The sequence below is a fragment of the Streptomyces sp. NPDC054813 genome (assembly GCF_053611365.1).
On the sequence record NZ_JBSHAF010000014.1, the window covers coordinates 166,465 to 189,534 of the forward strand.

The 23,070-nt window shown below is 71.3% G+C and carries 18 protein-coding genes; 5 read left to right on the plus strand and 13 right to left on the minus strand.

Annotated elements, in window-relative coordinates; all coding sequences use genetic code 11:
* Positions 1 to 138: 138 nt before the first annotated feature.
* The 4 genes from ACWGJB_RS27795 to ACWGJB_RS27810 form a co-directional block, all read right to left on the minus strand.
* Positions 139 to 1,557, minus strand: a complete 1,419-nt coding sequence (locus tag ACWGJB_RS27795) for a sugar porter family MFS transporter (RefSeq protein WP_453382803.1) — start codon at positions 1,555 to 1,557, stop codon at positions 139 to 141.
* A 315-nt stretch (positions 1,558 to 1,872) separates the two neighbouring features.
* A complete protein-coding gene (locus ACWGJB_RS27800; protein ID WP_453382804.1) occupies positions 1,873 to 5,595 on the minus strand; it encodes an AAA family ATPase in 3,723 nt (1,240 codons plus the stop codon).
* Between the two features lie 270 nt (positions 5,596 to 5,865).
* Positions 5,866 to 6,069, minus strand: coding sequence for a hypothetical protein (locus ACWGJB_RS27805; protein ID WP_093498859.1), 204 nt, complete (start codon positions 6,067 to 6,069; stop codon positions 5,866 to 5,868).
* A gap of 382 nt (positions 6,070 to 6,451) precedes the next feature.
* Complete coding sequence (locus ACWGJB_RS27810; RefSeq protein ID WP_089098517.1) at positions 6,452 to 6,733, minus strand: acylphosphatase; 282 nt, start codon at positions 6,731 to 6,733, stop codon at positions 6,452 to 6,454.
* A gap of 190 nt (positions 6,734 to 6,923) precedes the next feature.
* On the opposite strand from ACWGJB_RS27810, the gene ACWGJB_RS27815 reads away from it, so the two are divergent.
* Both ACWGJB_RS27815 and ACWGJB_RS27820 read left to right on the plus strand, forming a co-directional pair.
* The gene (locus tag ACWGJB_RS27815) at positions 6,924 to 8,057 is read left to right on the plus strand and encodes a CAP domain-containing protein (protein WP_453382805.1); all 1,134 of its coding nucleotides are present in this window, start codon (positions 6,924 to 6,926) and stop codon (positions 8,055 to 8,057) included.
* Positions 8,058 to 8,139: 82 nt separating this feature from the next.
* Positions 8,140 to 8,544: a winged helix-turn-helix transcriptional regulator gene (locus ACWGJB_RS27820; protein WP_453382806.1), complete on the plus strand. Its 405-nt coding sequence runs from the start codon at positions 8,140 to 8,142 to the stop codon at positions 8,542 to 8,544.
* Here the strand turns inward: ACWGJB_RS27820 and mutM are convergent.
* From mutM to recG, 8 genes are all read right to left on the minus strand, one after another.
* Positions 8,517 to 9,377: a bifunctional DNA-formamidopyrimidine glycosylase/DNA-(apurinic or apyrimidinic site) lyase gene (gene mutM / locus ACWGJB_RS27825; RefSeq protein ID WP_453382807.1), complete on the minus strand. Its 861-nt coding sequence runs from the start codon at positions 9,375 to 9,377 to the stop codon at positions 8,517 to 8,519. The genes ACWGJB_RS27820 and mutM overlap by 28 nt on opposite strands.
* Before the next feature lie 82 nt (positions 9,378 to 9,459).
* Positions 9,460 to 10,326, minus strand: coding sequence for a ribonuclease III (gene rnc / locus ACWGJB_RS27830; RefSeq protein ID WP_453382808.1), 867 nt, complete (start codon positions 10,324 to 10,326; stop codon positions 9,460 to 9,462).
* Between the two features lie 8 nt (positions 10,327 to 10,334).
* Positions 10,335 to 10,508: a 50S ribosomal protein L32 gene (rpmF, locus tag ACWGJB_RS27835; RefSeq protein ID WP_003951102.1), complete on the minus strand. Its 174-nt coding sequence runs from the start codon at positions 10,506 to 10,508 to the stop codon at positions 10,335 to 10,337.
* Between the two features lie 2 nt (positions 10,509 to 10,510).
* Complete coding sequence (locus ACWGJB_RS27840; RefSeq protein WP_453382809.1) at positions 10,511 to 11,161, minus strand: YceD family protein; 651 nt, start codon at positions 11,159 to 11,161, stop codon at positions 10,511 to 10,513.
* A gap of 144 nt (positions 11,162 to 11,305) precedes the next feature.
* Positions 11,306 to 12,403 carry an ATP synthase F0 subunit B gene (locus ACWGJB_RS27845; RefSeq protein WP_453382810.1) on the minus strand — a complete coding sequence of 366 codons (1,098 nt, stop codon included), beginning with the start codon at positions 12,401 to 12,403 and terminating at the stop codon, positions 11,306 to 11,308.
* A gap of 58 nt (positions 12,404 to 12,461) precedes the next feature.
* A complete protein-coding gene (coaD, locus tag ACWGJB_RS27850) occupies positions 12,462 to 12,941 on the minus strand; it encodes a pantetheine-phosphate adenylyltransferase (protein WP_453382811.1) in 480 nt (159 codons plus the stop codon).
* A 26-nt stretch (positions 12,942 to 12,967) separates the two neighbouring features.
* The gene (rsmD, locus tag ACWGJB_RS27855; protein ID WP_453382812.1) at positions 12,968 to 13,555 is read right to left on the minus strand and encodes a 16S rRNA (guanine(966)-N(2))-methyltransferase RsmD; all 588 of its coding nucleotides are present in this window, start codon (positions 13,553 to 13,555) and stop codon (positions 12,968 to 12,970) included.
* A 161-nt stretch (positions 13,556 to 13,716) separates the two neighbouring features.
* The gene (recG, locus tag ACWGJB_RS27860) at positions 13,717 to 15,921 is read right to left on the minus strand and encodes an ATP-dependent DNA helicase RecG (RefSeq protein ID WP_453382813.1); all 2,205 of its coding nucleotides are present in this window, start codon (positions 15,919 to 15,921) and stop codon (positions 13,717 to 13,719) included.
* Positions 15,922 to 16,090: 169 nt separating this feature from the next.
* Here recG and ACWGJB_RS27865 point away from each other — a divergent pair, with 169 nt between their 5' ends.
* Both ACWGJB_RS27865 and ACWGJB_RS27870 read left to right on the plus strand, forming a co-directional pair.
* Positions 16,091 to 17,917, plus strand: a complete 1,827-nt coding sequence (locus ACWGJB_RS27865) for an HSP90 family protein (RefSeq protein ID WP_453382814.1) — start codon at positions 16,091 to 16,093, stop codon at positions 17,915 to 17,917.
* Positions 17,917 to 20,835, plus strand: a complete 2,919-nt coding sequence (locus tag ACWGJB_RS27870; RefSeq protein ID WP_453382815.1) for a tetratricopeptide repeat protein — start codon at positions 17,917 to 17,919, stop codon at positions 20,833 to 20,835. The genes ACWGJB_RS27865 and ACWGJB_RS27870 overlap by 1 nt, the downstream gene beginning before the upstream one ends.
* 19 nt (positions 20,836 to 20,854) lie before the next feature.
* On the opposite strand, the gene ACWGJB_RS27875 is transcribed toward ACWGJB_RS27870, so the two are convergent.
* Positions 20,855 to 22,537: a DAK2 domain-containing protein gene (locus ACWGJB_RS27875; protein ID WP_453382816.1), complete on the minus strand. Its 1,683-nt coding sequence runs from the start codon at positions 22,535 to 22,537 to the stop codon at positions 20,855 to 20,857.
* Between the two features lie 259 nt (positions 22,538 to 22,796).
* Between ACWGJB_RS27875 and rpmB the strand changes: the two genes are divergently transcribed.
* Complete coding sequence (gene rpmB, locus ACWGJB_RS27880; RefSeq protein ID WP_003993230.1) at positions 22,797 to 22,982, plus strand: 50S ribosomal protein L28; 186 nt, start codon at positions 22,797 to 22,799, stop codon at positions 22,980 to 22,982.
* The last annotated feature ends 88 nt before the right edge of the window (positions 22,983 to 23,070 follow it).

Below are 23,070 nucleotides of genomic sequence, written 5' to 3' on the forward strand. Positions count from 1 at the left end.
CGGGCGCTCGGTGGCGGGGGCCCGCGGACGCGCCCCCGCGCGCGGCCCCGCCCCCCCGCCCCCGGCGACGGAGGGTACGAGGAGAGGGGCAGCGGGGACTTGGCCCTTCTCCTCGAGTCGGGGGCCTCGTGGCGAGGCTCAGCCCATCTCCTCCAGGGACTTGCCCTTCGTCTCCTTGACGTACTTGAGGACGAACGGGATGGAGAGGGCCGCGAAGACCGTGTAGATCACGTAGGTCGCGGAGAGGTTCCAGTCGGCCAGCGACGGGAAGCTCGCGGTGATGGCCCAGTTGGCGATCCACTGGGCGGAGGCGGCCACGCCCAGCGCGGCGGCGCGGATCTTGTTCGGGAACATCTCGCCGAGGAAGACCCAGACGACCACACCCCAGGACAGGGCGAAGAAGAGGACGAAGATGTGCGCGGCGATCAGCGCGGTCCAGCCCTGCGCGGCGGGGAGCTTGCCGTCGACCAGGTGGTAGGAGAAGGCCCAGGCCTCCAGGGCGAGGCCGACGACCATGCCGACCGAGCCGATGAGGGCCAGCGGCTTGCGGCCGATCCGGTCCACGAAGATCATCGCGATCACGGTGCCGATGATGTTGATGATCGACGTCGTGAAGGAGTAGAGGAACGAGTCCGTCGGGTCGACGCCGACCGACTGCCACAGCGTCGAGGAGTAGTAGAACGCGACGTTGATGCCGACGAACTGCTGGAAGACCGAGAGGCCGATACCGACCCAGACGATCGGCTTGAAGAAGAAGGAGCCACCGAGGAGGTCCTTGAACGTGGACTTGTGCTCGCTCTGCATCGCGTGCTCGATCTCGGCGACGCGGGCGTCCAGGTCGATCTTGTCCCCCTCGACCTCTTCGAGGATCTCGCGGGCGCGGTCGTGATTGCCGACCGAGATCAGGAAGCGCGGGGACTCGGGGATGGCGAAGGAGAGCAGGCCGTACAGGACGGCCGGGATCACCATGACGCCCAGCATGACCTGCCAGGCCTCCAGGCCCATCAGCTTGCCGCGCTGGTCGCCGCCGGCGGCGTTGAGCAGACCCCAGTTGACCAGCTGCGAGATGGCGATACCGACGACGATCGCGGCCTGCTGGAAGGAGCCGAGGCGGCCTCGGTAGGCGGGCGGGGCGACCTCGGCGATGTAGGCGGGGCCGATCACGGAGGCCATACCGATGGCGAAGCCGCCGATGATCCGCCAGAAGGCGAGGTCCCACAGGGCGAACGGCAGCGCCGAACCGACGGCACTGATGGTGAACAGCACGGCGGCGATCTGCATGCAGCGGATACGGCCGATCCGGTCGGCTATCCGCCCGGCGGTCGCGGCACCGATGGCACAGCCGATCAGGGCGATGGCGATGACCTGGGCCAGGGCGGCGGACCCGATGTCATAGCGGCTTCGGATGGCCTCGACGGCACCGTTGATGACGGAGCTGTCGTAGCCGAAGAGGAAGCCGCCCATCGCGGCGGCCGCCGCGATGAAGATGACATGCCCGAGATGCTCGGGGGGAGCCGTCCCGGCTCCTGAATTGGGTGCCTGCGCAGTGCTGGTCACAGAAAACTCCTCGGGCCACCCGGCAGCGCTGCCGGGGGTGGGGGTGAGCCCTCTCAGGTTCAAGTGGCGCACAACTCCACACCGCTCACACCTGAAGGTAAAAGCAACGTTGCAGAGACTATGCCTTCAAGTTTCGAAGTCAATAGGCGGGCTGGTGTGAAGTTGCAGATACCACGCAATGAAGATGCGTTCACTTCTTGAAGAAGAGGGGGAGATGATCTACCTAGGGGCGCGGGGCTGTGTCGATTGGCGGCTCCGCCGCGGGGCGCGACCAGCCACGACGCACCCGCAGCCCAAGCCGGCCACGACCCGGCGTCAGCGCAGCCGCTGGCTGATGACCTTCGACACACCGTCACCCTGCATGGAGACGCCGTAGAGCGCGTCGGCGACCTCCATCGTGCGCTTCTGGTGCGTGATCACGATCAGCTGCGACGACTCCTGGAGCTCCTGCATGATCCGGATCAGCCGCTGGAGGTTGGTGTCGTCCAGGGCCGCCTCGACCTCGTCCATGACGTAGAACGGGCTGGGCCGCGCCTTGAAGATCGACACCAGCATCGCCACGGCGGTCAGCGAGCGCTCGCCACCCGACAGCAGGGAGAGCCGCTTGACCTTCTTGCCCGGCGGCCGGGCCTCGACGTCCACGCCCGTGGTGAGCATGTTGTCGGGATCGGTCAGGATCAGCCTTCCCTCACCGCCCGGGAAGAGACGGCTGAAGACGCCCTCGAACTCGCGGGCCGTGTCCCGGAACGCCTCCGTGAAGACCTGCTCGACGCGTTCGTCGACCTCCTTCACCACTTGAAGCAGGTCGGCGCGGGTCTTCTTCAGGTCCTCCAGCTGCTCGCTGAGGAACTTGTGCCGTTCCTCAAGAGCCGCGAACTCCTCCAGGGCGAGCGGGTTGACCTTGCCGAGCTGCTGGTAGGCCCGCTCGGCCGCCTTGAGGCGCCGTTCCTGTTCAGCCCGGTGGAAGGACTTGGGCTGGTTGCGCGGGTGCTCCGGGTCGTCCGGCAGCACCTCACCCTCGGCGGGGGGCGAGGGCGGCACCGGCAGGTGCGGTCCGTACTCCTCGACGAGTCCGGCCGGTTCGACACCGAGCTCCTCCAGCGCCTTGGTCTCCAGCTGCTCGATCCGCAGCCGCTTCTCGGCGCCGAGTACCTCGCCCCGGTGAACTGAATCCGTGAGTTTGTCGAGTTCCGCCTTGAGGTCGCGGCCGGTGCCGCGGGCGGCGGTCAGCTCCTGCTCGCGCCGGGCCTTCGCGGCCTCGGCGGCGGCCCGCTCCCGGTCGGCCCGGCCCACCGAGACCTCGACATGCGCGAGCAGTTGGCGGGCGCCGACGGCGACGGCCTCCGCGACCGCGGCCTCGTGGCGCAGCCGGGCCCGGCGCTGTTCCGCACGCGCGCGTGCCTCGCGTTCCGCGCGGGCGGCGCGGTCGAGGGAGTCGGCGCGGCCGGCGAGGCCCTTGACCCGCTCCTCGTGGGTACGGACCTGGAGGCGGGCCTCCATCTCGGTCTGGCGGGCGTTGGCGCCGTCGGCGGCGAGACGATCGCGCACCGAGGTGTCCGGCTCCTCCTCGACCGGCATCTCCTCGGCCACGGCGAGCCGCTCGGCCAGTACCTCGACCTCTTCCAGGGCCTTGTCGAGGGACTCCTGGGCGCGGGCGGCCGCCGCCGTGGAACGTTCCGCCTCACCGGCCGCGCCGCGCGCCTGTCCGGCGAGCCGGCCGAGCTGCTGGGCGACGGCCGACTTCTCCCGGTCGGCGGCGCGGCGGCGTTCGGCCAGCTCCTCGACCTGTGCGGTGCACGCCTTGCGGTGTTCCTGGGCCGTCTGCTGGGCCTCGGCCAGCGCCTCGCAGCGGACCGCCAGCTCCTCCAGCTCGGCGGCGGCCTCGTCGACGGAGGCCTGCACTTCGAGGAGGCTGGGGGCGCCCGCGGAGCCGCCGTGCGCGAAGTGCGCGCCGAGGAGGTCGCCTTCGGCGGTGACGGCGGTGAGGTGGGGCCGGCGGTAGACGAGTTCCTCGGCGGCTTCGAGGGTGTCGACCACGACGATGCCGTGCAGGAGGCGGCGGACGGCGGGCATCAGGTCGGCGGGGCCACGGACGAGATCGGCGGCAGGTGTCCCGGAGGGGGGCGCCGGGAGGGGTCGCCCGTCGGCCGCGGGTGCGTCGTGGCTGGCCGCGCCGTTCCCCGCGCCCCCATGGGGTGCCGTCAAGTCGCCGGCTTCTTCCAGTGCCGTGGTGGGTCGTCGGCCGTCTGCCGCACCGTCGTGGCTGGTCGCGCCGTTCCCCGCGCCCCTGTAGGGCGTTTCCGACTGGGGCGGTTCGGGGGCGCCCGAGAGGAGCAGGGCTGCTCGGCCGCCGTCCTGTTTGCGGAGGAGGCGGATCGCGTCGGCCGCCGAGGTCGGGGTCGTGACCGCGACGGCGTCGGCCGCCGTACCGAAGGCCGCGGCCAGGGCGACCTCGTGGCCCGGCGTCACCGTCAGCAGTTCCGCCGCCGGGCCCAGGACTCCGGTGAGGCGGTCCCGGGCGCCGAGCAGTATGCCGGTGCCGTCCTTGCGGCGCAGGCCCAGCGCCAGCGCCTCGCGGCGGGCCTGGGTGGCGGCGCGACTGCGCTCCGCCGCGGTGGTCGCCTCGCGGGCCGCCGTCAGGGCCGCCTCCGCCTCGGCGAGCCGCAGCCTGGCCTGCTCGTGCCGGCCGGCCAGTTCCTCGTCACCGGCGTCGAGGCCGTCGACCTCCGCCTTGAGCGCCTCGTACTCCTCCTGCGCCGAGACCGCCCGCTCCTGGGCCTCGTCACGGGCGGCGGCCAGCCGGTCGATCTCTGCCTGGGCCGAGCCGGCACGCGAACGGGCCGCGTTGACCTGGCCGTTCAGCCGGGCCAGGCTCTCCCGGCGGTCGGCGATGGAGCGGGCCACGTCCTTCAGGCGCCGTTCCTCCTGGGCCAGTTCGCGCTCCAGTTCGGCACGGTGCGCGACGGTGTCGTCGAGGGCGTGCTGGGCCGCTTCCAGGGCCGCCTCCAGCTCGGCCTCCTGCTCACGGATGCGGTGGGCCTCGCGCTCCATGTCCTCGGGGTCGCGGCCGCGCCGCTCCTCGGGGGGCGTGGAGGTGGCGCTCTTCACCCGGGCGTCGGCCAGCGAGATGGTGCCGCGGACACGTTCGGCCAGCTGGGACAGCTCGTACCAGGTCTGCTGGGCGCGCTGCAGGCGCGGCGTGAGCCGGCGTACCTCGTCCTCCAGGAGCGCCTCGCGCTGGAGGGCCTTCTTCAGCTCCTGCTCGGCGGCTTCCTTGCGTTCCTTGAGGGCGGCCTCGTCGGCGATCTCGCTCTGCAGCGCCTGGCGCAGTCGTACGAGGTCGTCGGCGAGCAGGCGCAGGCGCGCGTCGCGCAGGTCCGCCTGGATGACGGCGGCCCGGCGCGCCACCGCCGCCTGGCGGCCCAGCGGCTTCAGCTGGCGCCGCAACTCGTCGGTCAGGTCCTGCACGCGCGCGAGGTTGGCCTGCATCGCGTCCAGCTTGCGGAGGGCCTTTTCCTTGCGCTTGCGGTGTTTCAGTACACCGGCCGCCTCTTCGATGAAGGCCCGGCGGCCCATCGGGTCGGCGTGCAGGACGGAGTCCAGCTGGCCCTGGCCGACGATGACGTGCATCTCGCGGCCGATGCCGGAGTCGGAGAGCAGTTCCTGGATGTCGAGGAGGCGACACGTGTCGCCGTTGATCTGGTACTCGCTGCCGCCGTTGCGGAACATGATCCGCGTGATGGTGACCTCGGCGTACTCGATGGGCAGCGCGCCGTCGGAGTTGTCGATGGTCAGGGACACCTCGGCGCGGCCCAGCGGCGGGCGGCCGGTGGTGCCGGCGAAGATGACGTCCTCCATCTTGCCGCCGCGCAGCGACTTGGCGCTGTGCTCACCCATGACCCAGGTGAGCGCGTCCACGACGTTGGACTTGCCCGAGCCGTTCGGACCGACGACACACGTGATCCCCGGCTCGAACCGGAGCGTGGTCGCCGAGGCGAACGACTTGAACCCTCGAAGGGTCAGGGCCTTGAGATGCACGCCGTCGGACTTTACCCGGCGCCGCTAGCGCACTCCACGACCCCTCGCAACCTCGCGGTTTCGCGCATGAACATGCAGGGCACACCAGACGTTAAAGAGGGTGAAAGGATGCGCGGGGCTGGAAGGTGCCGGGCGCGGGGGCGCGGGGGCAGGCCAGAGGGACGGGAAAGAAAAGAAGGGACGCCGGGGCGTCCCTTGCAGATCTTGACAACTTAGCGGTTGAAAGGGCTGCCCAACCGTCGCATGTGCTGTTGTGGAGCGATGCAACGATCAGGTGAGCGCAGGCTCCGCCTGGTTTGCGTCGATGCTCTCCATGATCCTGTCGGGAGAAGCGGCAGCCGTCAGCGCGTCGTTCTCGGCCTGAATCCGAACCAGCTCGGATTCGAGGTCCTGGACACGCTGCTGGAGCCGTCGCATCTCGGCGAGGAGTCGCGGGTCAGAGCCGCCGACGTAACCGAGAAGCGCCTTTGCCATGATGGATGGTCCTCCACACTGAGTGACCGACCGTAGCGGTGTGGGTCGTGAGGGATTCGCACCCGCGGTGCTTGACACATCCGAGTGTTACTCGCCTGTTGCTCCATGCCAAACAGCTAAGGTGCGCGGGGCTTTCAGCGTCTCACCAAAAAGTTTGACGGTCAACACGATCACGCCCTGTATTGGCGGGCGAACCCGGGCGCACGCGGCTCAGGACCGACGGCGCTGCGATTCCAGCGGGGCCCTCAGGACGTGGCGATCATCCTTATCCGCGGAGCCTGCCACGACAAGCGATTCTTGGCAACCACCAGGCCATTCCTGCTTTGGGCACATGCCGGTGGCAGTTCGCTCCGCTTCTGCCTGCGGGTCTTCGCACGACGGGTCAGCGGATGGCGAAGCCGTCATAACCACCGCGGGGTGTGTCCCAGATCTCGGTGACACCCTCCACCCGCCCGGGCGTGTCATCGCCCTGGAGCCAGTCGAGCAGGCCTTCGCAGCCCGTCCGGGAGCCCTCCGCGACCACCTGCACTCGACCGTCGCCCAAATTGAGAGCAAAACCACTCAGGCCGCCGATCTCCAGGGCCTTGGCCCGCGTGAACCAGCGGAATCCCACACCCTGCACGCGTCCACGGACCCAGGCGACCAGTCGCACATCCTCGCTCATGAGTGCAACCTAACCGGCCAATGTCACTCGGAACGCTTCCGCCCCCACCGCCATGCGGTACCGTCCCCACCCAATGAATCTCATCTGAAACTCACTCGATCGAGTGAGTCTGGTTGACCAGAAGGAGTCATTGGCCACACCGGCCCCCTGGTCGACCCCGACCGCGAGGACGAGGGAAGAAGGCAAGGACATGGGACGCCACCGACGCTCCGCCGCCGGCCGCGCCGCCACGGGCCACGCCACGGGGGGCACGGAGAACGACGGCCCCTACACAGGTGGCCACGACTCGCAGGACTCGTACGCGGGCCTCCGCTTCGGGACGGGCACCGCGGCCTACCTGCACCAGGAGGCCTACGCCGACGCCAACGCGCGCAGCTCCGCCTACCTGTACGCGAGCGAAGAGGACTACGCCCGGGCCGACGACACGGCCGTCTTCTCCACCGAGGAGTTCGCCCCGGTGATCGGCGGCTCCTCCGCCGGTGGCAGCGGGCACCGGCGCACGAAGAAGGCCGCACGGCCCATGCGCACGGGTCTGCTCGGCGTCTCGGCCGCCGTCGCCATCGGCACCGTCGCGGTGGCCACCGGCATGGTGCCGGGCCTGGCGAACTACAAGCTCGGCGGCAACACCAGCACCACCGGCGGCGACCGCGTGCAGGCCGACGGGGCTCCCAGCAACACGGCCGCCGAGCAGGGCGGCACCTCCGGCAGCGCCGAGAGCCCGGACACCGGCTCCTCGACCAGCCGGGACACCCAGCGCTCCGGCTCGCCCACGGAAACGGCCTCCGCCTCCGCCCCGGCCTCCGCCTCCTCGTCGCCCACGCCGACGAAGACGGCGTCCGAGAAGCCGACGCCCAGCGCCACGCCGTCCAACAAAGCGACGCCCACGCCCAGCAGGACGGCCACCAAGGCGCCGGTGAAGACCGCCGCGCCGATCACCGTGTCCGAGGCGGCCGCCGCCGAGGCCGAGGTGCTCAAGCTGGTGAACGAGGAGCGGGCCAAGGTCGGCTGCAGCGCGCTGTCCGCGAACTCGTCTCTGGCCAAGCTGGCCGAGGCGTTCAGCGAGGACATGGCCGCGCGGGACTTCTTCGACCACACCGACCCGGACGGCAAGACGCCGTGGGACCGGGCCGCGGCCGCCGGCATAGCCAACCTGGGCGGCGAGAACATAGCCCGGGGCCAGGCCACCGCCCAGGCCGTCATGGACGCCTGGATGAACAGCGAAGGCCACCGCGCCAACATACTGAACTGCGACTTCAAGACCCTCGGGGTCGGGGTGCACTTCGGTTCGGGCGGCCCCTGGTGGACGCAGGACTTCGGCTACTGACCCGTCCCGACCGCCCCAGGGTGCGCTAACCGACAGTTAGCGCACCCTGTTGGTTAGCGCCGTGCTCGCTTAGGCTTGGCGCATGACCATCAGCACCCAGGACCGTCCCGAGGAGACGCATCCTCCGTACGACGCCTTCGCCCGGGCCTGTCCCTCGCGCACCACGCTCGAACACGTCATGGGCCGCTGGGGCGGGCTGACGCTGAGCGCGCTGCACGAGGGGTCGTTCCGGTTCAACGAGCTGCGCCGGCGCGTGGACGGCGTCAGCGAGAAGATGCTCTCCCAGACCCTCCAGGCGCTGGAGCGCGACGGCCTGGTGCACCGCGAGGCCCAGCCGACCAACCCGCCGCGGGTCGACTACGAACTCACCCCGCTCGGCCGCGAGGTCGCCGACCGCCTGCTGTCCGTCGTCCACTTCGTGGAGAGCCGGATGGACGAGGTGCTGGCCGCCCGCGAACGCTACGACGCGACGCGCGGCGCCCGCTGACACTTCGGGCAGAAGTAGCTGGACCGGTTCATCCAGGGCCGCCTGCGCATCGGCGTGCCGCACCGCCGGCAGGGCAGCCCCTCCCTGCCGTACGCGTCCAGTGAGCGGTCGAAGTACCCCGACTCGCCGTTGACGTTGACATAGAGGCTGTCGAAGCTGGTGCCGCCGACGGCCAGGGCCGCGTTCATCACATCCCGTACATGGCCGAGGAGTTCGGCGGTGCGCGGGCGGGTGAAACCGGCGGTGGGCCGCTCGTAGTGGAGACGGGCCCGCCAAAGGGCCTCGTCCGCATAGATGTTGCCGACCCCGCTGATCAACGACTGGTCGAGCAGTGCCCTCTTGATGGTGGATCGCTTCCGGCGCAGCGCCTGGTGGAAGGCTTCGTCGTCGAACAGCGGGTCGAGGGGGTCGCGGGCGATGTGCGCGATGACGTCCGGCAGCCCGTCGAGGGTGTTGTCGTGCAACGACAGGCCACCGAAGGTGCGTTGGTCGACGAACCGGAGTTCGGTGCCAAGGCCGTCGGCGAACCTCACGCGGATTCTGAGGTGCTTCTCGTCCGGTGTCTCGTGCGGCTGCACCAGCAACTGACCGCTCATGCCGAGATGGGCGAGGATCGACTGGTCGGTGTCCTCCAGCGGCAGCCACAGGTACTTGCCGCGCCGGCTCGGGGTGCCGACGCGGTGGCCCTTGAGCCGGTGCGCGAAGTCGTCGGCGCCGGCGAGATGCCGTCGTACGGCACGCGGGTGCAGCACTTCGGTCTCGGCCACGACACGATGGGCGACCCATCGCTCCAGGCCACGCCGTACGACCTCGACCTCGGGCAATTCGGGCATCGCGTCTCCCGTGCAGGACCCTGGACGATGCGAGCGCCCGGCCCTGGGAAGGGGCCGGGCGCTCGGATCGTCGCGCTGTTCTTCAGGCGGAGGCGGCGGACGACGAGCCGTCGTCCTCTTCGGCCGCGGCGGCGGCCTGCTCGGCTGCCGCTGCCGCTGCCGCCTTGGCTGCCTTGGCTCGCTCGTCCGCCGCGGCGCGGATGCCGCGCCAGGCGGACTCGGCGGCCTGCTGCTCCGCCTCCTTCTTGCTGCGGCCGGTGCCGGTGCCGTACGAGACGCCTCCGACGCGGGCGGCAGCAGTGAAGGTCTTCTCGTGATCGGGACCGGTCTCCGTGACCAGGTACTCGGGCACGCCGAGGCCCTCCGTCGCGGTGAGCTCCTGGAGACTGGTCTTCCAGTCCAGGCCGGCTCCGAGGTTCGAGGACCTGTCGATCAGCGGGTCGAAGAGCCGGTGCACCAGCTCGGACGCCGAGTCGAGGCCCTGGTCGAGATAGACCGCGCCGATCACCGCTTCCAGGGTGTCGGCGAGGATGGACGCCTTGTCCCGGCCGCCCGTGCCCTCTTCACCGCGGCCGAGCCGGATGAAGGAGCCCAGGTCGAGACCGCGACCCACTTCCGCGAGCGCACGAGAGTTCACCACCGCTGCCCGGAGCTTGGCCAGCTGGCCCTCGGGCAGGTCCGGGTGGGTCTTGTACAGCGTGTCCGTGACGACGAGGCCGAGGACGGAGTCACCGAGGAACTCCAGCCGCTCGTTCGTCGGCAGACCGCCGTTCTCGTACGCGTAGGAACGATGGGTCAGAGCACGCACCAGAAGGGCGGACTCGAGCTGGTAGCCGAGCCGCCCTTCCAGAAGCGTGTGGGACGAGGCCGTGTTGTCCGTTTTCTTCTTGGCGGTTGAATCCGCCGTAGCGTCTTCCGCCTTCTTGGGACTGGACACAGTGCCTCTCACCTGGCCGCTCAGACTTCGAGGACCTGGCGCTTGTTGTAGGTGCCGCAAGACGGGCACGCGATGTGCTGCTGCTTGGGCTCGTGGCAGCGCTCGCACGCAACCAGGGTGGGGACCGCAGCCTTCCACTGCGACCGGCGGTGGCGCGTGTTGCTGCGCGACATCTTCCGCTTCGGAACAGCCACGGCTACTTCTCCTGCTTCTCGTCGACGCCCGCTTGCGCGTCAGCGCCGCTCATCTCGTCCTTCTCGCCGTCCTTCGTGGAACCGGCGAGTCCCTGCAAAGCCGCCCAACGGATGTCGACGGCGTCGTGGTGGTGGTCCGGGTCGTCCGCGAGGCGGGCTCCGCACTCGGAGCACAGCCCTGCGCAGTCGTCCTGGCACACCGGCTGCATCGGCAGTGCGAGCACCACCGCATCACGCAGCACGGGTTCGAGGTCGAACAAGCCGTCCTCGATGAAGTACCTGTCCTCGTCGTCCTCGGCGTCGTCGCCCGGTTCCGCGATCACACGGCCCCGGTCGTCGGCGTCAGGGTACGAGAACAGTTCCTGGAAGTCCGCTTCGAGCTCCTGCTCGACCGGCTCCAGACACCTTACGCACTCCCCCTCGGCCTGTGCACGGGCGGTGCCTGTGACGAGCACCCCTTCCATGACCGACTCGAGCCGGAGGTCGAGCTCCACCGGGGCGCCTTCCGGCACTCCGATGACCCCTTTGATACCGAAGTCCTCGGGGGCGTCGATCGTGCGGGTCAGGCGCTGCAGCGCGCCAGGACGCCGCCCCAGCTCGTGTGTGTCGAACACGAACGGGTTGCGGTGGTCGAGGCGTGCGTGAGGAGCCATTCCTGCTTTCGATCTTCGAGTTCAGAGGAACGCCGTCCGGAATTTCTCTCCGGGCAGCGGTGATCGCGGATGTAGACGCGACCGAAGAGCCAGGATACTGGACCTTTCGCTGTCGGCCCAATCCGCTGGCCTTCGGCCGGATTCCTAGAGTCCCCGGCCCTGCTCGTAGGCCCTCAGCTGCTCCGGCGTGATCATGCCGGTGTCGAAGAGGCTGGTCTCGTCGAGGGCATACGACTGGTGCTGGGCCGGCTGCTGCTGGGGGTCGTAGACGGGCTGCTGACCGGTGTCGTAGCCCTGGTAGGCGTAGGGGTCGGCCTGCTGGTAGCCGTAGGGGTCCTGCTGGGCGTAGGCGGGCTGCTGCTGGGGGTAGCCGCCGTAGGGGTCCTGCTGCTGCGGGTAGCCGTACGGATCCTGCACCATGGGCTGCTGCACCGGCTGCTGGTCGTACTGCGGCTGCTGCTGGGCGGCGGCGGGCTGCTCGGCCTGCGCGGCCTGCGCGGCCTGCGCTGCCTGGGCGTCCTGGTCGGCGAGGGCCGCGAGGTCGGCGAGGTAGTCGGCGTCGCTGGAGTGCTGGAAGGTCGTGTTGTCGTCGGCCAGGGCGCCGAGGGCGTCGGAGGCGATCCGGCCGTGCAGCTTGGCGCGGCCCTTGCCGACGGCCTCCAGGGTCTTGGCGAGGACCGCCTCGAAGGCACCGAGCTTGACGTCGACGTAGGCGTCGGCGTCCCGGCGCAGGGTCTCGGGGTCGTGGCTGCGCTCGGGGGCGTCCTCGTCCTCGTAGCCCTGCTCGTCGAGGCCGGGGCCGGTACCGAGGAGCTTCTCGCGGCCGCGGCCGACCGAGCCGAGGGTCTTGGTGAGGACGACCTCGAAGTTGGCGAGCTTGGAGTCGACGTAGTCGTCGGCGTCGGCGCGGACCTCCTCGGCCTCCCGGCGGGCCTCGCCGAGGATCCGGTCGGCCTCCGCCTGGGAGCGGCGGGCCACCTCGGTGTCGGAGATCAGCGAGCCGCGCTCGGCGTGCGCGGTCTCGATGATCCGCTCGGCCTCCATGCGCGCCTGCTCGACCATCTGTTCACGGTCACCGATCAGCTCCTGGGCCTGGGCGAGGGAGCCGGGCAGCGCCTGGCGCAGGTCTTCGAGCATCGCGAGCAGGTCGGCCCGGTTGACCACGCACGATGCCGACATGGGCATGGCCCGGGCACCGGAGACCGTGGCCACGATCTCGTCGAGCTTGTTCTGTACGTCCACCCTGCGCTCGCCACTCTCTACAGCCGTGTTGGAGACGGACGGGACGACTGTAGCCCCATCAGTCCGGGTGAATACGCTTGTTGAGGGCCTCGAAAACGGCCGCCGGAACCAGGTGCGACACGTCCCCGCCCCACTGGGCGACCTCCTTGACCAGGGAGGACGAGAGGAAGCTGTAGGCGGGGTTGGTCGGCACGAAGAGCGTCTCCACGCCCGACAGACCGATGTTCATCTGGGCCATCTGCAGCTCGTAGTCGAAGTCGCTGACGGCGCGCAGGCCCTTGACGATGGCGGGGATCTCGCGCTGCTTGCAGAAGTCGACGAGGAGGCCGTGGAACGCCTCGACGCGGACGTTTCCGTAGTCGGCGGTGACCTGGCGGATCAGGTCGATCCGCTCGTCGATCTCGAACAGGCCCTTCTTGGACTTGTTGATCATCACAGCGACGTAGACCTCGTCGTAGAGACGGGACGCACGGGCAATGATGTCGAGGTGTCCGTTGGTGATCGGGTCGAATGACCCGGGACAGACGGCGCGGCGCACTTGTGATCCCTCGCTCTCCGGTCCGGTCATCGTGCGTCTTCGCACGTAGAGGCGGCGCGACCGTACCAAAACGTTCCCTCGCCGTAGCGACGGGACCGGAGGGCCTCGAAGCCGGTCGGCCAGTGGAAGTCGCCGCCTCTGGTGCTGCGCTCCACGGTGACGAGCGCCTCCGGCGCTAGCCAGCCCCCCGAGTGGAGTGTGAGGAGAATCTCCCGAAGATCGTCGTCCGAGACGACGTACGGGGGGTCCAGGAAGACGAGGTCGTACGGCTGCGCAGGCGCCGGTGACTGGACGATCTGTTCCGCTTTGGCCGCCCTCACCTCGGCGCCGGGCAGGCCCAGGTTCTTCACGTTTTCCCGTACGACGCGGGCGGCTCTGGGGTCGGCCTCCACGAGGAGGGTGTGGCCGGCGCCCCGGGAGAGGGCTTCCAGCCCCACGGCTCCCGAACCGGCGTAGAGGTCGAGGACGCGTTCGCCGTCCAGGGGCCCGCCGAGGAGGGACTGCCAGGTGGAGAACAGGCCCTCGCGCGCGCGGTCCGAAGTGGGCCGGGTGCCTGTGCCGGGCGGCACGGAGAGGCGCCGTCCGCCTGCCTGGCCGGCGATCACGCGGGTCATGGGGGGTCCTTCTTCGAGGGCGGCTTTACGGGTTCAGTCTGGCAGGCCCGCGGGGGTGGGTGCCTGGTGAGTGACGGCGGCTGCGGGTGCGCCGTGGCTGGTCGCGCTCGCGCGGCGGGGCCGCATACCGACACAGCCCCGCGCCCCTGAGTTGGTCACCTCTAGCCTTTTTCCAGGAACTGTTCTCTCTCCTCGTCCAAGAGGGCGTCCAGGGCCGTTCGCAGGCCGACAAGGTCGGCAAGCTCCGGGTCCCTCGCCACCAGGGCCGTCGCCTCCTCCCGCGCCTCCGCGATGATCTCCTCGTCCTCGATGACCGCCAGGACGCGGAGGCTGGAGCGGGCTCCGGACTGGGCCTGGCCCAGCACATCGCCCTCTCTCCGCTGCTCCAGGTCGATCCTCGACAGCTCGAAGCCGTCCAGGGTCGAGGCCACCGCCGTCAGGCGCTGGCGGGCCGGGCTCGCCTCGGGCATCTCACTGACCAGGAGGCAGAGGCCGGCGGCGGAGCCGCGGCCCACTCGGCCGCGCAGCTGGTGCAGCTGGGAGACGCCGAAGCGGTCGGCGTCCATGATCACCATGGCGGTGGCGTTGGGGACGTTCACGCCGACCTCGATGACGGTGGTGGCGACCAGGACGTCCGTGTCGCCGGCCGCGAAGCGGCGCATCACCGCGTCCTTGTCGTCCGGGTGCATCCTGCCGTGCAGGACCTCCACCCGCAGGCCGCTGAGCGGGCCCTTGGCGAGGTGGTCGGCGACGTCCAGGACGGCCAGCGGAGGGCGCTTCTCGGCTTCGTCCTCGGCCGTCTTCTTCGCCTTCTTCGGGTCCTCCTCCTCGTCTCCGATGCGAGGGCAGACGACGTACGCCTGGTGGCCGTTCCCGACCTCCTCGCGGACCCGTTCCCAGGCGCGGGCCAGGAAGTGGGGCTTGTCGGCGGCGGGTACGACATGCGTGGCGATCGGGGAGCGGCCGGCCGGCAGCTGGTCCAGGACCGAGGTCTCCAGGTCGCCGAAGACCGTCATGGCGACCGTGCGCGGGATGGGGGTCGCCGTCATGACGAGGAGGTGCGGGGGTTGGGCGCCCTTGCCGCGCAGGGCGTCGCGCTGTTCCACGCCAAAGCGGTGCTGTTCGTCCACCACCACCAGGCCCAGGTCGTGGAACTGGACCTTGTCCTCGATCAGCGCGTGGGTGCCGATCACCAGGCCGGCGTCCCCGGTGACGAGGTCGAGCATGGCCTGGCGGCGGGCGGCCGTGCCCATCGAGCCGGTGAGCAGGACCACCTTGGTGGCGTGCTCGGCGCCGCCCAGCATGCCGCCTTCCGCCAGCTCCCCCATCATCTCGGTGATCGAGCGGTGGTGCTGCTGGGCCAGCACCTCGGTGGGCGCGAGCATGGCCGCCTGGCCGCCCGCGTCGACCACCGCGAGCATGGCACGCAGGGCCACCAGCGTCTTTCCGCTGCCGACCTCGCCCTGCAGGAGGCGGTGCATCGGATGCTCCGTCGCCAGGTCGTCGAAGATCTCCTTCGAGACCTTCTGCTGGCCGTCCGTGAGGGTGAACGGGAGACGGTCGTCGAAGGCCGTGAGGAGGCCGTCGGGGCTGGGTCTGCGGGCCACCGCCGGGAGTTGGGCGTCGGTGTGGCGGCGGCGGGCCAGGGCGACCTGGAGGACGAAGGCCTCGTCCCACTTGAGGCGGTCGCGGGCCTGCGCGATGTCCGCCTTGGTGTGCGGGCGGTGGATCTTGAGCAGGGCCTCGGGGAGGGAGACCAGACCGCGGCCCTCGCGGAGGGCCGGCGGAAGGGGGTCCAGGGCCTCCTGGACGCTCGGCAGCACCGTCTGGATCGCCTTGCCGATCTTCCAGGACTCCAGCTTGGCGGTGGCCGGGTAGAGCGGGATCAGGGCTCCGGCCCAGGTCTCCACCGATTCGGCCGGGTCGTCGCCGCGGAGCAGTTCGTAGGCCGGGTGGGCCAGTTGGAGGCGGCGGTTGAAGACCGAGGCCTTGCCGGCGAACATCGCGCGCGTGCCCGGCAGGAGTTCCTTGTGGGGCTTGTGCACGCCGTTGCCGAAGAAGACCAGTTGGAGCCGGCCGCTGCCGTCGGTGATCGTGACCTCCAGCCGCTGGCCCTTGCCGCGCGGCGCCTTGGAGGAGGCGAACGTGTGCAGGCGGGCGTCGGCCACCATGGCGACCACGGTCACGTGTTCGTCCATGGGCAGGTCGGCGAGGTGGGTGAGCTGGCCGCGCTCCTCGTATCTGCGGGGGTAGTGGTGCAGGAGATCGCCGACCGTGTGCAGGCCGAGGTGCTCGGCCATCACCTTCGCGGTGGCTGGGCCGAGCACCTTCTTCAGTGGTTCTTCCAGTGCGGGCACGAGATCCATTGCACACCACGCCACTGACAATGCCGTATATGTCTCGGGAAACCCCTGGTCAGACGGCCGTTTTGAGTCATAGGATGGCGCGCTCCGGCCATCCTTCCGCGGTCACCACCCCACCAGGGACCGCCCGACCCCGCGCCGACCACGTCTTCCCCCCTCCGGCGCAGCGACGATGGACTCCCAGACCTCACAGTCATCCCAGTCATCACAGCCACCTCATACGTTCCAGGTCGACCTTCGTGGTCTGGTGGACCTGCTCTCCCACCACCTGTACTCCAGCCCCAAGGTCTACCTGCGCGAGCTGCTGCAGAACGCGGTGGACGCCATCACCGCCAGACGGGCCGAGCAGCCCGACGCCCCGGCGCGCGTGCGGCTGTACGCCGACGGCAGTGCCCTTCGGGTGGAGGACAGCGGCGTCGGGCTCACCGAGTCGGACGTGCACAGTCTGCTCGCGACCATCGGGCGCAGCTCCAAGCGGGCGGACGGGCTGCAGGAGGCCCGTTCCGACTTCCTGGGCCAGTTCGGCATCGGACTGCTGGCCTGCTTCGTGGTCGCCGAGCGGATCCGGGTGGTCAGCCGCAGTGCCCGCACGCCGGACGCGCCGCCCGTGGAGTGGACGGCCCGCGACGACGGGTCGTACACCGTCAGGACGTTGGCGCCCGAGGCGCGGCCCGAGCCCGGCACCACCGTGCATCTGGTGGCGCGGGCGGGGGCGGCGGAGTGGCTGGACGAGCGGCGGGTGCTCGCGCTGGCGCGGGACTTCGGCTCGCTGCTGCCCTACGACGTCCGGGTGGGCGACGAGGCGGTCACCGACCTGCCCGCGCCCTGGGACCGGCCGTACCCCTCCCCCGGCACCCGCCGGGTGGCGCTGGCCCGGCACTGTCAGGAGCTGTTCGGGTTCGCGCCGCTGGACTCGATCGCCCTCGACGTGCCGGTCGCCGGGATCCGGGGGGTGGCGTATGTGCTGCCGTCGGCGGTGAGTCCCGCCCAGCGGGCCACCCATCGCGTGCACCTCAAGGGCATGCTGCTCACCGAGCGGGCCGAACAGCTGCTGCCGGACTGGGCGTTCTTCGTGCGCTGCGTCCTGGACACGGACAGTCTGCGGCCGACCGCCTCGCGCGAGTCCCTGTACGAGGACGAGACGCTGGCCGCCGTACGGGAGGCGCTCGGCGAAAGGATTCGGTCCTGGCTGACCGGGCTGGCCGCCGGTGATCCGGAACGGCTTTCGGCGTTCCTGTCCGTGCACCACCTGGGTGTGAAGTCGCTGGCCCGGCACGACCAGGAGATGCTGCGCACGATGCTGCCGTGGCTCCCCTTCGAGACCACCGACGGGCAGCTGTCCCTGGAGGAGTTCGCGCAGCGCCACCCGGTGGTGCACTTCACGCGGACGGTCGAGGAGTACCGGCAGGTCGCGCCGATCGCCTCCGCGCAGGGCGTCGGGGTGATCAACGGCGGTTACACGTACGACAGCGAGCTGGTCAAGGCGCTGCCGTCGGTGCGGCCCGGGACGGTGGTCGCGGAGCTGGACGCGGACACCGTGACCGCCCATCTGGACGCGGTGGATCCGGCGGAGGAGCTGGCGCTGGCGGGCTTCCTGGCGGCCGCGCGGGCGAAGCTGGACCCGCTGGGCTGTGATGTCGTCCTGCGCGCCTTCCACCCGCTCTCGGTGCCCGCGCTGCACCTGGACGACCGGGCCGCGCGGCACGAGCAGGCCCGCGCTCAGGCCGAGGAACAGGCCGACGACCTGTGGGCGGGCATCCTGGGCTCGCTGCGCGGCAGCGCACCCCGGGCGCGTCTGGTGCTCAACCATCTCAACCCGCTGATCCGGCGGATCAGTTCCCTGACGGACCCGGAGCTGATCGGCACCGCGAGCGAATCGCTCTACGGGCAGGCGCTGCTGATGGCCCAGCGCCCGCTGCGGCCCGCCGACTCGGTGCTGATCAACCGCTCGTTCATCGGCCTCCTGGAGTGGGCCACTCATGGGGAGGGTGACCGCTGATGGCCGAAACCGGCGGGATCGCGGACTTCGACTCGCTGCGCCGCGCGATGGCCGAGAACTCCGAGGAGCCGGAGGGTCCCGCCCGCAACGCGCGCGCGGAGCAGCTGCTGGCGGAGGCCGAGAAGCTGAACATCCCGCTCGCCGTGATCGAGGCGCTCGGGCACCAGCTGAAGGTCTACAACTACAGCTCCGAGAAGGACAGGATGTTCGTCCCCTTCGCGCGGCTGCTGCGCCTGTGGGACGAGCGGCCCGGGGACTTCGACGAGTACGAGACGCATTCCCTGCACTGGGTCTTCAAGTGGATGTCGGCCGGCATGCTCGACCAGCCGCACGTACCGCTCGCCTCGATCGAGAAGTGGCTGGGCGAGATGGAGCACCGCTACCGGCTCGCCGGGCACTCCGAGCGGGCGGTGCGCAGCGCCGAGTTCAGTGTCGCCGGGCACATCGGTGACTTCACGCGCGCGGAGCGGGCGTACACGGCCTGGCTGGCGGCGGACCGGGACCGGATGGCCGACTGCCACGCGTGCGAGCTGCACGGGCAGGGCGGCTGGCAGCTGCGCAACGGCCGGGACGCCGAGGCCCTGGAGCTGTGGCGGCCGGTCCTGGAGGGCGAGTACAGCTGCGCCCACGAGCCGCACACGGTCCTCGCCTCCTCTTTGGTGCCGCTGCTGCGCCTTGGCCGGGTCGACGAGGCGCGCGCCCACCATCTGCGCGGCTTCCGGCTGGTCCGCCCCATGGAGAGCATGCGCGGCGCGTACGCGGACCATGTGGAGTTCTGCGCGCTGACCGGCAACGAGGCGCGCGGTCTCGAACTGCTGGCGGAACGTCCCGCCTACTTCACGGACACCGGGCAGCCGCGCAGCCGGATGGACTTCCTGGCGGTGGTGACGCTGCTGATGGAGCGGCTGACCGAGCTGGGCCTCGGTGAGCAGCGGGTACCGGGCCCAGCCGGGCGGGCGTGGAGCGCCGGGGAACTCGCCGTGCACGCGCGCGCGGAGGCACTGGAGCTGGCCGCGCGGTTCGACGCCCGCAACGGCACCTCCTATGTCGGCGACCAGTTGCGCGAGCGCATGGCCCAGCGGCCGCTGGTGGACCGGCTGCCGCTGGGCGTGCGGGCGGTGCGGACGGCGCCCGCCGGGCCGGTCGCGCCGGTTGTGCAGGCGCCCGCGCCGGAGCGGCCGTCGCTGCCCGCGCTGCTCGCCGAGGCGCGTCGGCTGTCGGACACGCTCCAGCCGCACGCCCTGGAGGCATGGGCGGCGGTCGCGGAGGCCGCCGAGAGCACCGAGGTGGACACCTACGTCCGCGCGGAGATCGCCGACCACACGGCGATGGGCCGCGGCCCGGAGGGCGTCGAGCTGTTCGAGCGGGCGGCCGAACTGTACGCGGAGGCCGGCGACGAGGGTGAGGCGATCGCGGCACACGCGCGTGCGGCCTACGTCCGCGCGCTGTCCGGTGAACTGGACGAGGCGACGGCGGCGATCGGCGAGCCGTACGACCGGATCCTCGCGCTGTACGCCGACGACGCCACGGGCGTACGGCAGACGGCGTCCGTGCTGATGAGCCGGGCGCGGATCCTGATGCGGCGGGTGCACGAGCGGTCGGAGGGCGCCGCCGACGCCGAGCAGGCCGTACGGGAGCTGCTGGCGCTCGTCGGCGGGCGCGGTGGGTCCGATGTCCGGCTGGTGTCCCGGGCGGCCGAGGGGCGGGCGATGCTCGCCGAACTGGCCGAGCACGCCGGCGACGAGAAGCGGGCGGGCGAGCTGTTCCGGCAGGCGTCGGCGCAGTTCGTCGGCGCGGAGCTGCCGTGGTTCGCGGTGGAGTACGAGGTGCGGGTGGCCGCGCTCGCCCATGAGCAGGGCGACCTGGCCGAGGCGGAGCGGGCGCTGCGCGCGGCTCTGGAGCACGGCGGGCCGTATGTGGAGCCGGTCGGGCGGGCCCAGCTGCATCTCCAGGTGGCCGAGGTGCTCGGCGGCCGGGGCGCGGCCGAGGAGGCCGCCGAGCACGCCCTGGAGGCCGCGCACTGGGCCGACGAGGCCGGGGAGAGCGGCACCCTGGGTGCCTGGGCGCGGCACCAGCTGGGTGGCTTCCTGCTGCGGCAGGGGCGGTTCGCGGAGGCCGCCGAGGTGCTGGAGTCGGCGCTGGCCGACCTGAGCGCCGAGACGCACGGCGACGGCGCGGTCGTCCAGACCCAGTGGTGGCTCGGGGACTGTCTGAGCGAGCTCGGCGAGCACCACGCGGCGGCCGAACGGCGCCTCCAGGCGGCCGAGATCGCCCGGCACTGGCCCGAGCAGCACGACCACGCCACCCTCGCGCACCTGGCCGCGGAGTCGCTGGGCAACGCGGGGCTGGCCGCCGAGGCGGACCGGGCGTACACGCGCGCGGGCGAGTTGTGGCGGGCGATGGGCAATGTGCACTTCCTGGTCCGCTCGCTGCGGGCCCGCGCGTGGCTGGCGCTGCGTACGGAGGCCGGGACGGCGGGCGCGCGGCGGCTGATGGCGGCCGCGGTGGCGGAGTGCGAGGCGGCGCTGGCCGGACTCCCCACGCCCGCCGACCCGGCGGCCCGGGAGCGGCTCACCGGTGAACTCGGCCACACCCACCGGCAGTTCGGAGATCTGCTGGCCCGGTCCGTGCCCGAGGACGCGGAGGACGCGGCGATCCAGGACGCGTTCGAGGCGGCGCTGGCCGAGATGACGGCCGCGATCGCCCTCTTCGCCGAGCTGGGCGAGGACGGACTGCACAGCCGTACCGGCGCCGAACTCGCGGCGGGCTGGCTGGAGGCCGACCTGAGCCGGCCGGCCGACGCGGCGGCACGCGCGCGTGCGGTGCTCGACGCCTACGAGGGTGCCGACCCGGACGACGACACGGTCCGGGCCCGGCGGGCGGAGGCACGGCAGCTGCTGGAGCCCACGGAGGCGTGAAGGGGCGTGCGCAGAGGGCTCACTCGACGCCGATGAGGAGCGGGGCCCCCTGCCGGCCGCCGTTGTAGACCACCGTGTCGACGGCGAGGTACGCCTCGCGTACGCGTGCCTCCAGGCGTTCGGTGACACCCTCGGGCGCCTCGTCGCCGAGGACGAGGGTGACCAGCTCGCCGCCGGCCTGGAGCATTCGGTCGAGGACGGTCTCGGCGGTGGCCGTCACGTCCGAGCCGATCACCGCCACGTCCCCGTCGATGAGGCCCAGCACGTCCCCGGCCTGGCAGATGCCGGCCATGGTCCAGGACTGCCGTTCCGCGACCACGACCTCGGCGTAGCGGGTGGCGCCGGCCGCCGAGGTCATCTGGACGACGTCCTCGTCGAAGCGGCGGTCGGGCTGGTGCACCGCGAGCGCGGCGATGCCCTGGACCGCCGAGCGGGTCGGGATGAGGGCGACCCGGATGCCGTCCGCGCGGACCTGCTCGGCCGCCGCGGCCGCCGTGTGCCGCAGGTCGGCGTCGTTGGGCAGCAGCACCACCTCGCGCGCGTGGGCCCGGCGTACGGCGTCCACCAGCTCCCCGCTGGCGGGCGGCTCCCCGGGGCGCGCGAGCACGGTGGTCGCGCCGGACTCGCTGTACAGCCCGACCAGCCCCTCCCCCGGCACGACGGCCACCACGGCCCGCTGCACCCGCTCGCGCGGCGGCTCCGCGCCGGTGTGCACGTCCCCCGCGCCGAAGTGCGTGATCCGGATCCGGTACGGCCGCCCCGCCTCGACGCCCGCCTCCACGGCGGCGCCGGCGTCGTCCACGTGCACATGGACGTTCCACAGGCCGTCGCCGCCGACCATCACCAGGGAGTCACCGAGGGTGTCGAGCCGGGCCCGCAGCCGGTCCACGGCGGCGTCCTCGGCCTCCAGGAGGTAGGTGACCTCGAAGGCGGGGCCCCCGGCCGACTCGGCGCACGCCTCGGCGCGGGCGTCGGAAACGGCGTCCACGCGCGCGTGCACGACCGGAAGCACTCCGTACGCGTGTACGTCGAAAGCCGCCGGCGACTCCCCCGTGAACGCCTCCACCAGCGCCCCGAGCAGCTCGACCAGGCCTCGCCCGCCTGCGTCGACCACTCCGGCCCGCTCCAGTGCGGCCAGCTGTCCCGGGGTCTCCGCGAGCGCCTTGCACGCGCCCTCGTAGGCGGCCCGGGCGATCACCCCGCAGTCGCCCTCGGCCACGTCTGCGGCATCGGCGGCGTCGGCCGCTGCCGCCGCGACCGACAGCACGGTGCCCTCGACGGGGTGGGCCACGGCCCCGCGGGCGGCGTCGGCGGCGTGCCGCAGGGCGAGCCGCAGCCTCTCTCCGTCGATGTGAGTCGCCTCACCCTCGGTGACGGCGTGGGCCATGCCGCGCAGCAGCTGCGCCAGGATCGTGCCGGAGTTGCCGCGCGCGCCTATCAGGGCGCCGTGCGCCATCGCGCGGACGGCGTCGGCCAGGGTGGGGACCTCTTCGCCCAGCTCGTAGCCGGCGAAGACGGCCTCCACGGCGCCGGCGGCCGACTCCACCGTCAGATAGAGGTTCGTGCCCGTGTCACCGTCGGCCACCGGGTAGACGTTGATCGCGTCGATCTCCTCGCGCGCCCGGCCGATCGCCCCGAGCGCGAGACCGCACCAGGTGCGTACCGCGAGAGCATCGAAGAATGTCTGCGGCACCTGCGCCACCTGCGCCTCCTTGAGCTGGCCCGACGTGGTCGCAGCGTAGACCCCGGAAGGGTGCCCACCGGAAGTGGGCCGGGAGCCGGCCCCTGAGCTGCCATGCTAGTTTCGTCTAACCGTCGCGGCCGTTGTATGCTGCTCCGGTTGCCCGATCCCATCGGGCCATTACCCCTGGCAACGCCACTCAAGATCTCAGATACCTGGGTCTCGATCCCGGCACGCCGGGATTCAACCGTAAGTGCATCTGAAGTCTTTGGAGTGACCCGTGGCTGCCAACTGCGACGTCTGCGGCAAGGGGCCGGGCTTCGGCAACAACATCTCGCACTCGCACCGCCGTACGTCCCGTCGCTGGAACCCGAACATCCAGCGTGTGCGTACCGTGGTCGGCGGGACGCCGAAGCGCGTGAACGCCTGCACCTCGTGCATCAAGGCCGGCAAGGTCTCGCGCTGACGCACTGCTGCCAGCGCGCGGCAACAGCCGGTTCGCCGCACTGAGCCGGTCCACCCGAGGGTGGGCCGGCTTTTTGCCGTGCCCGAAA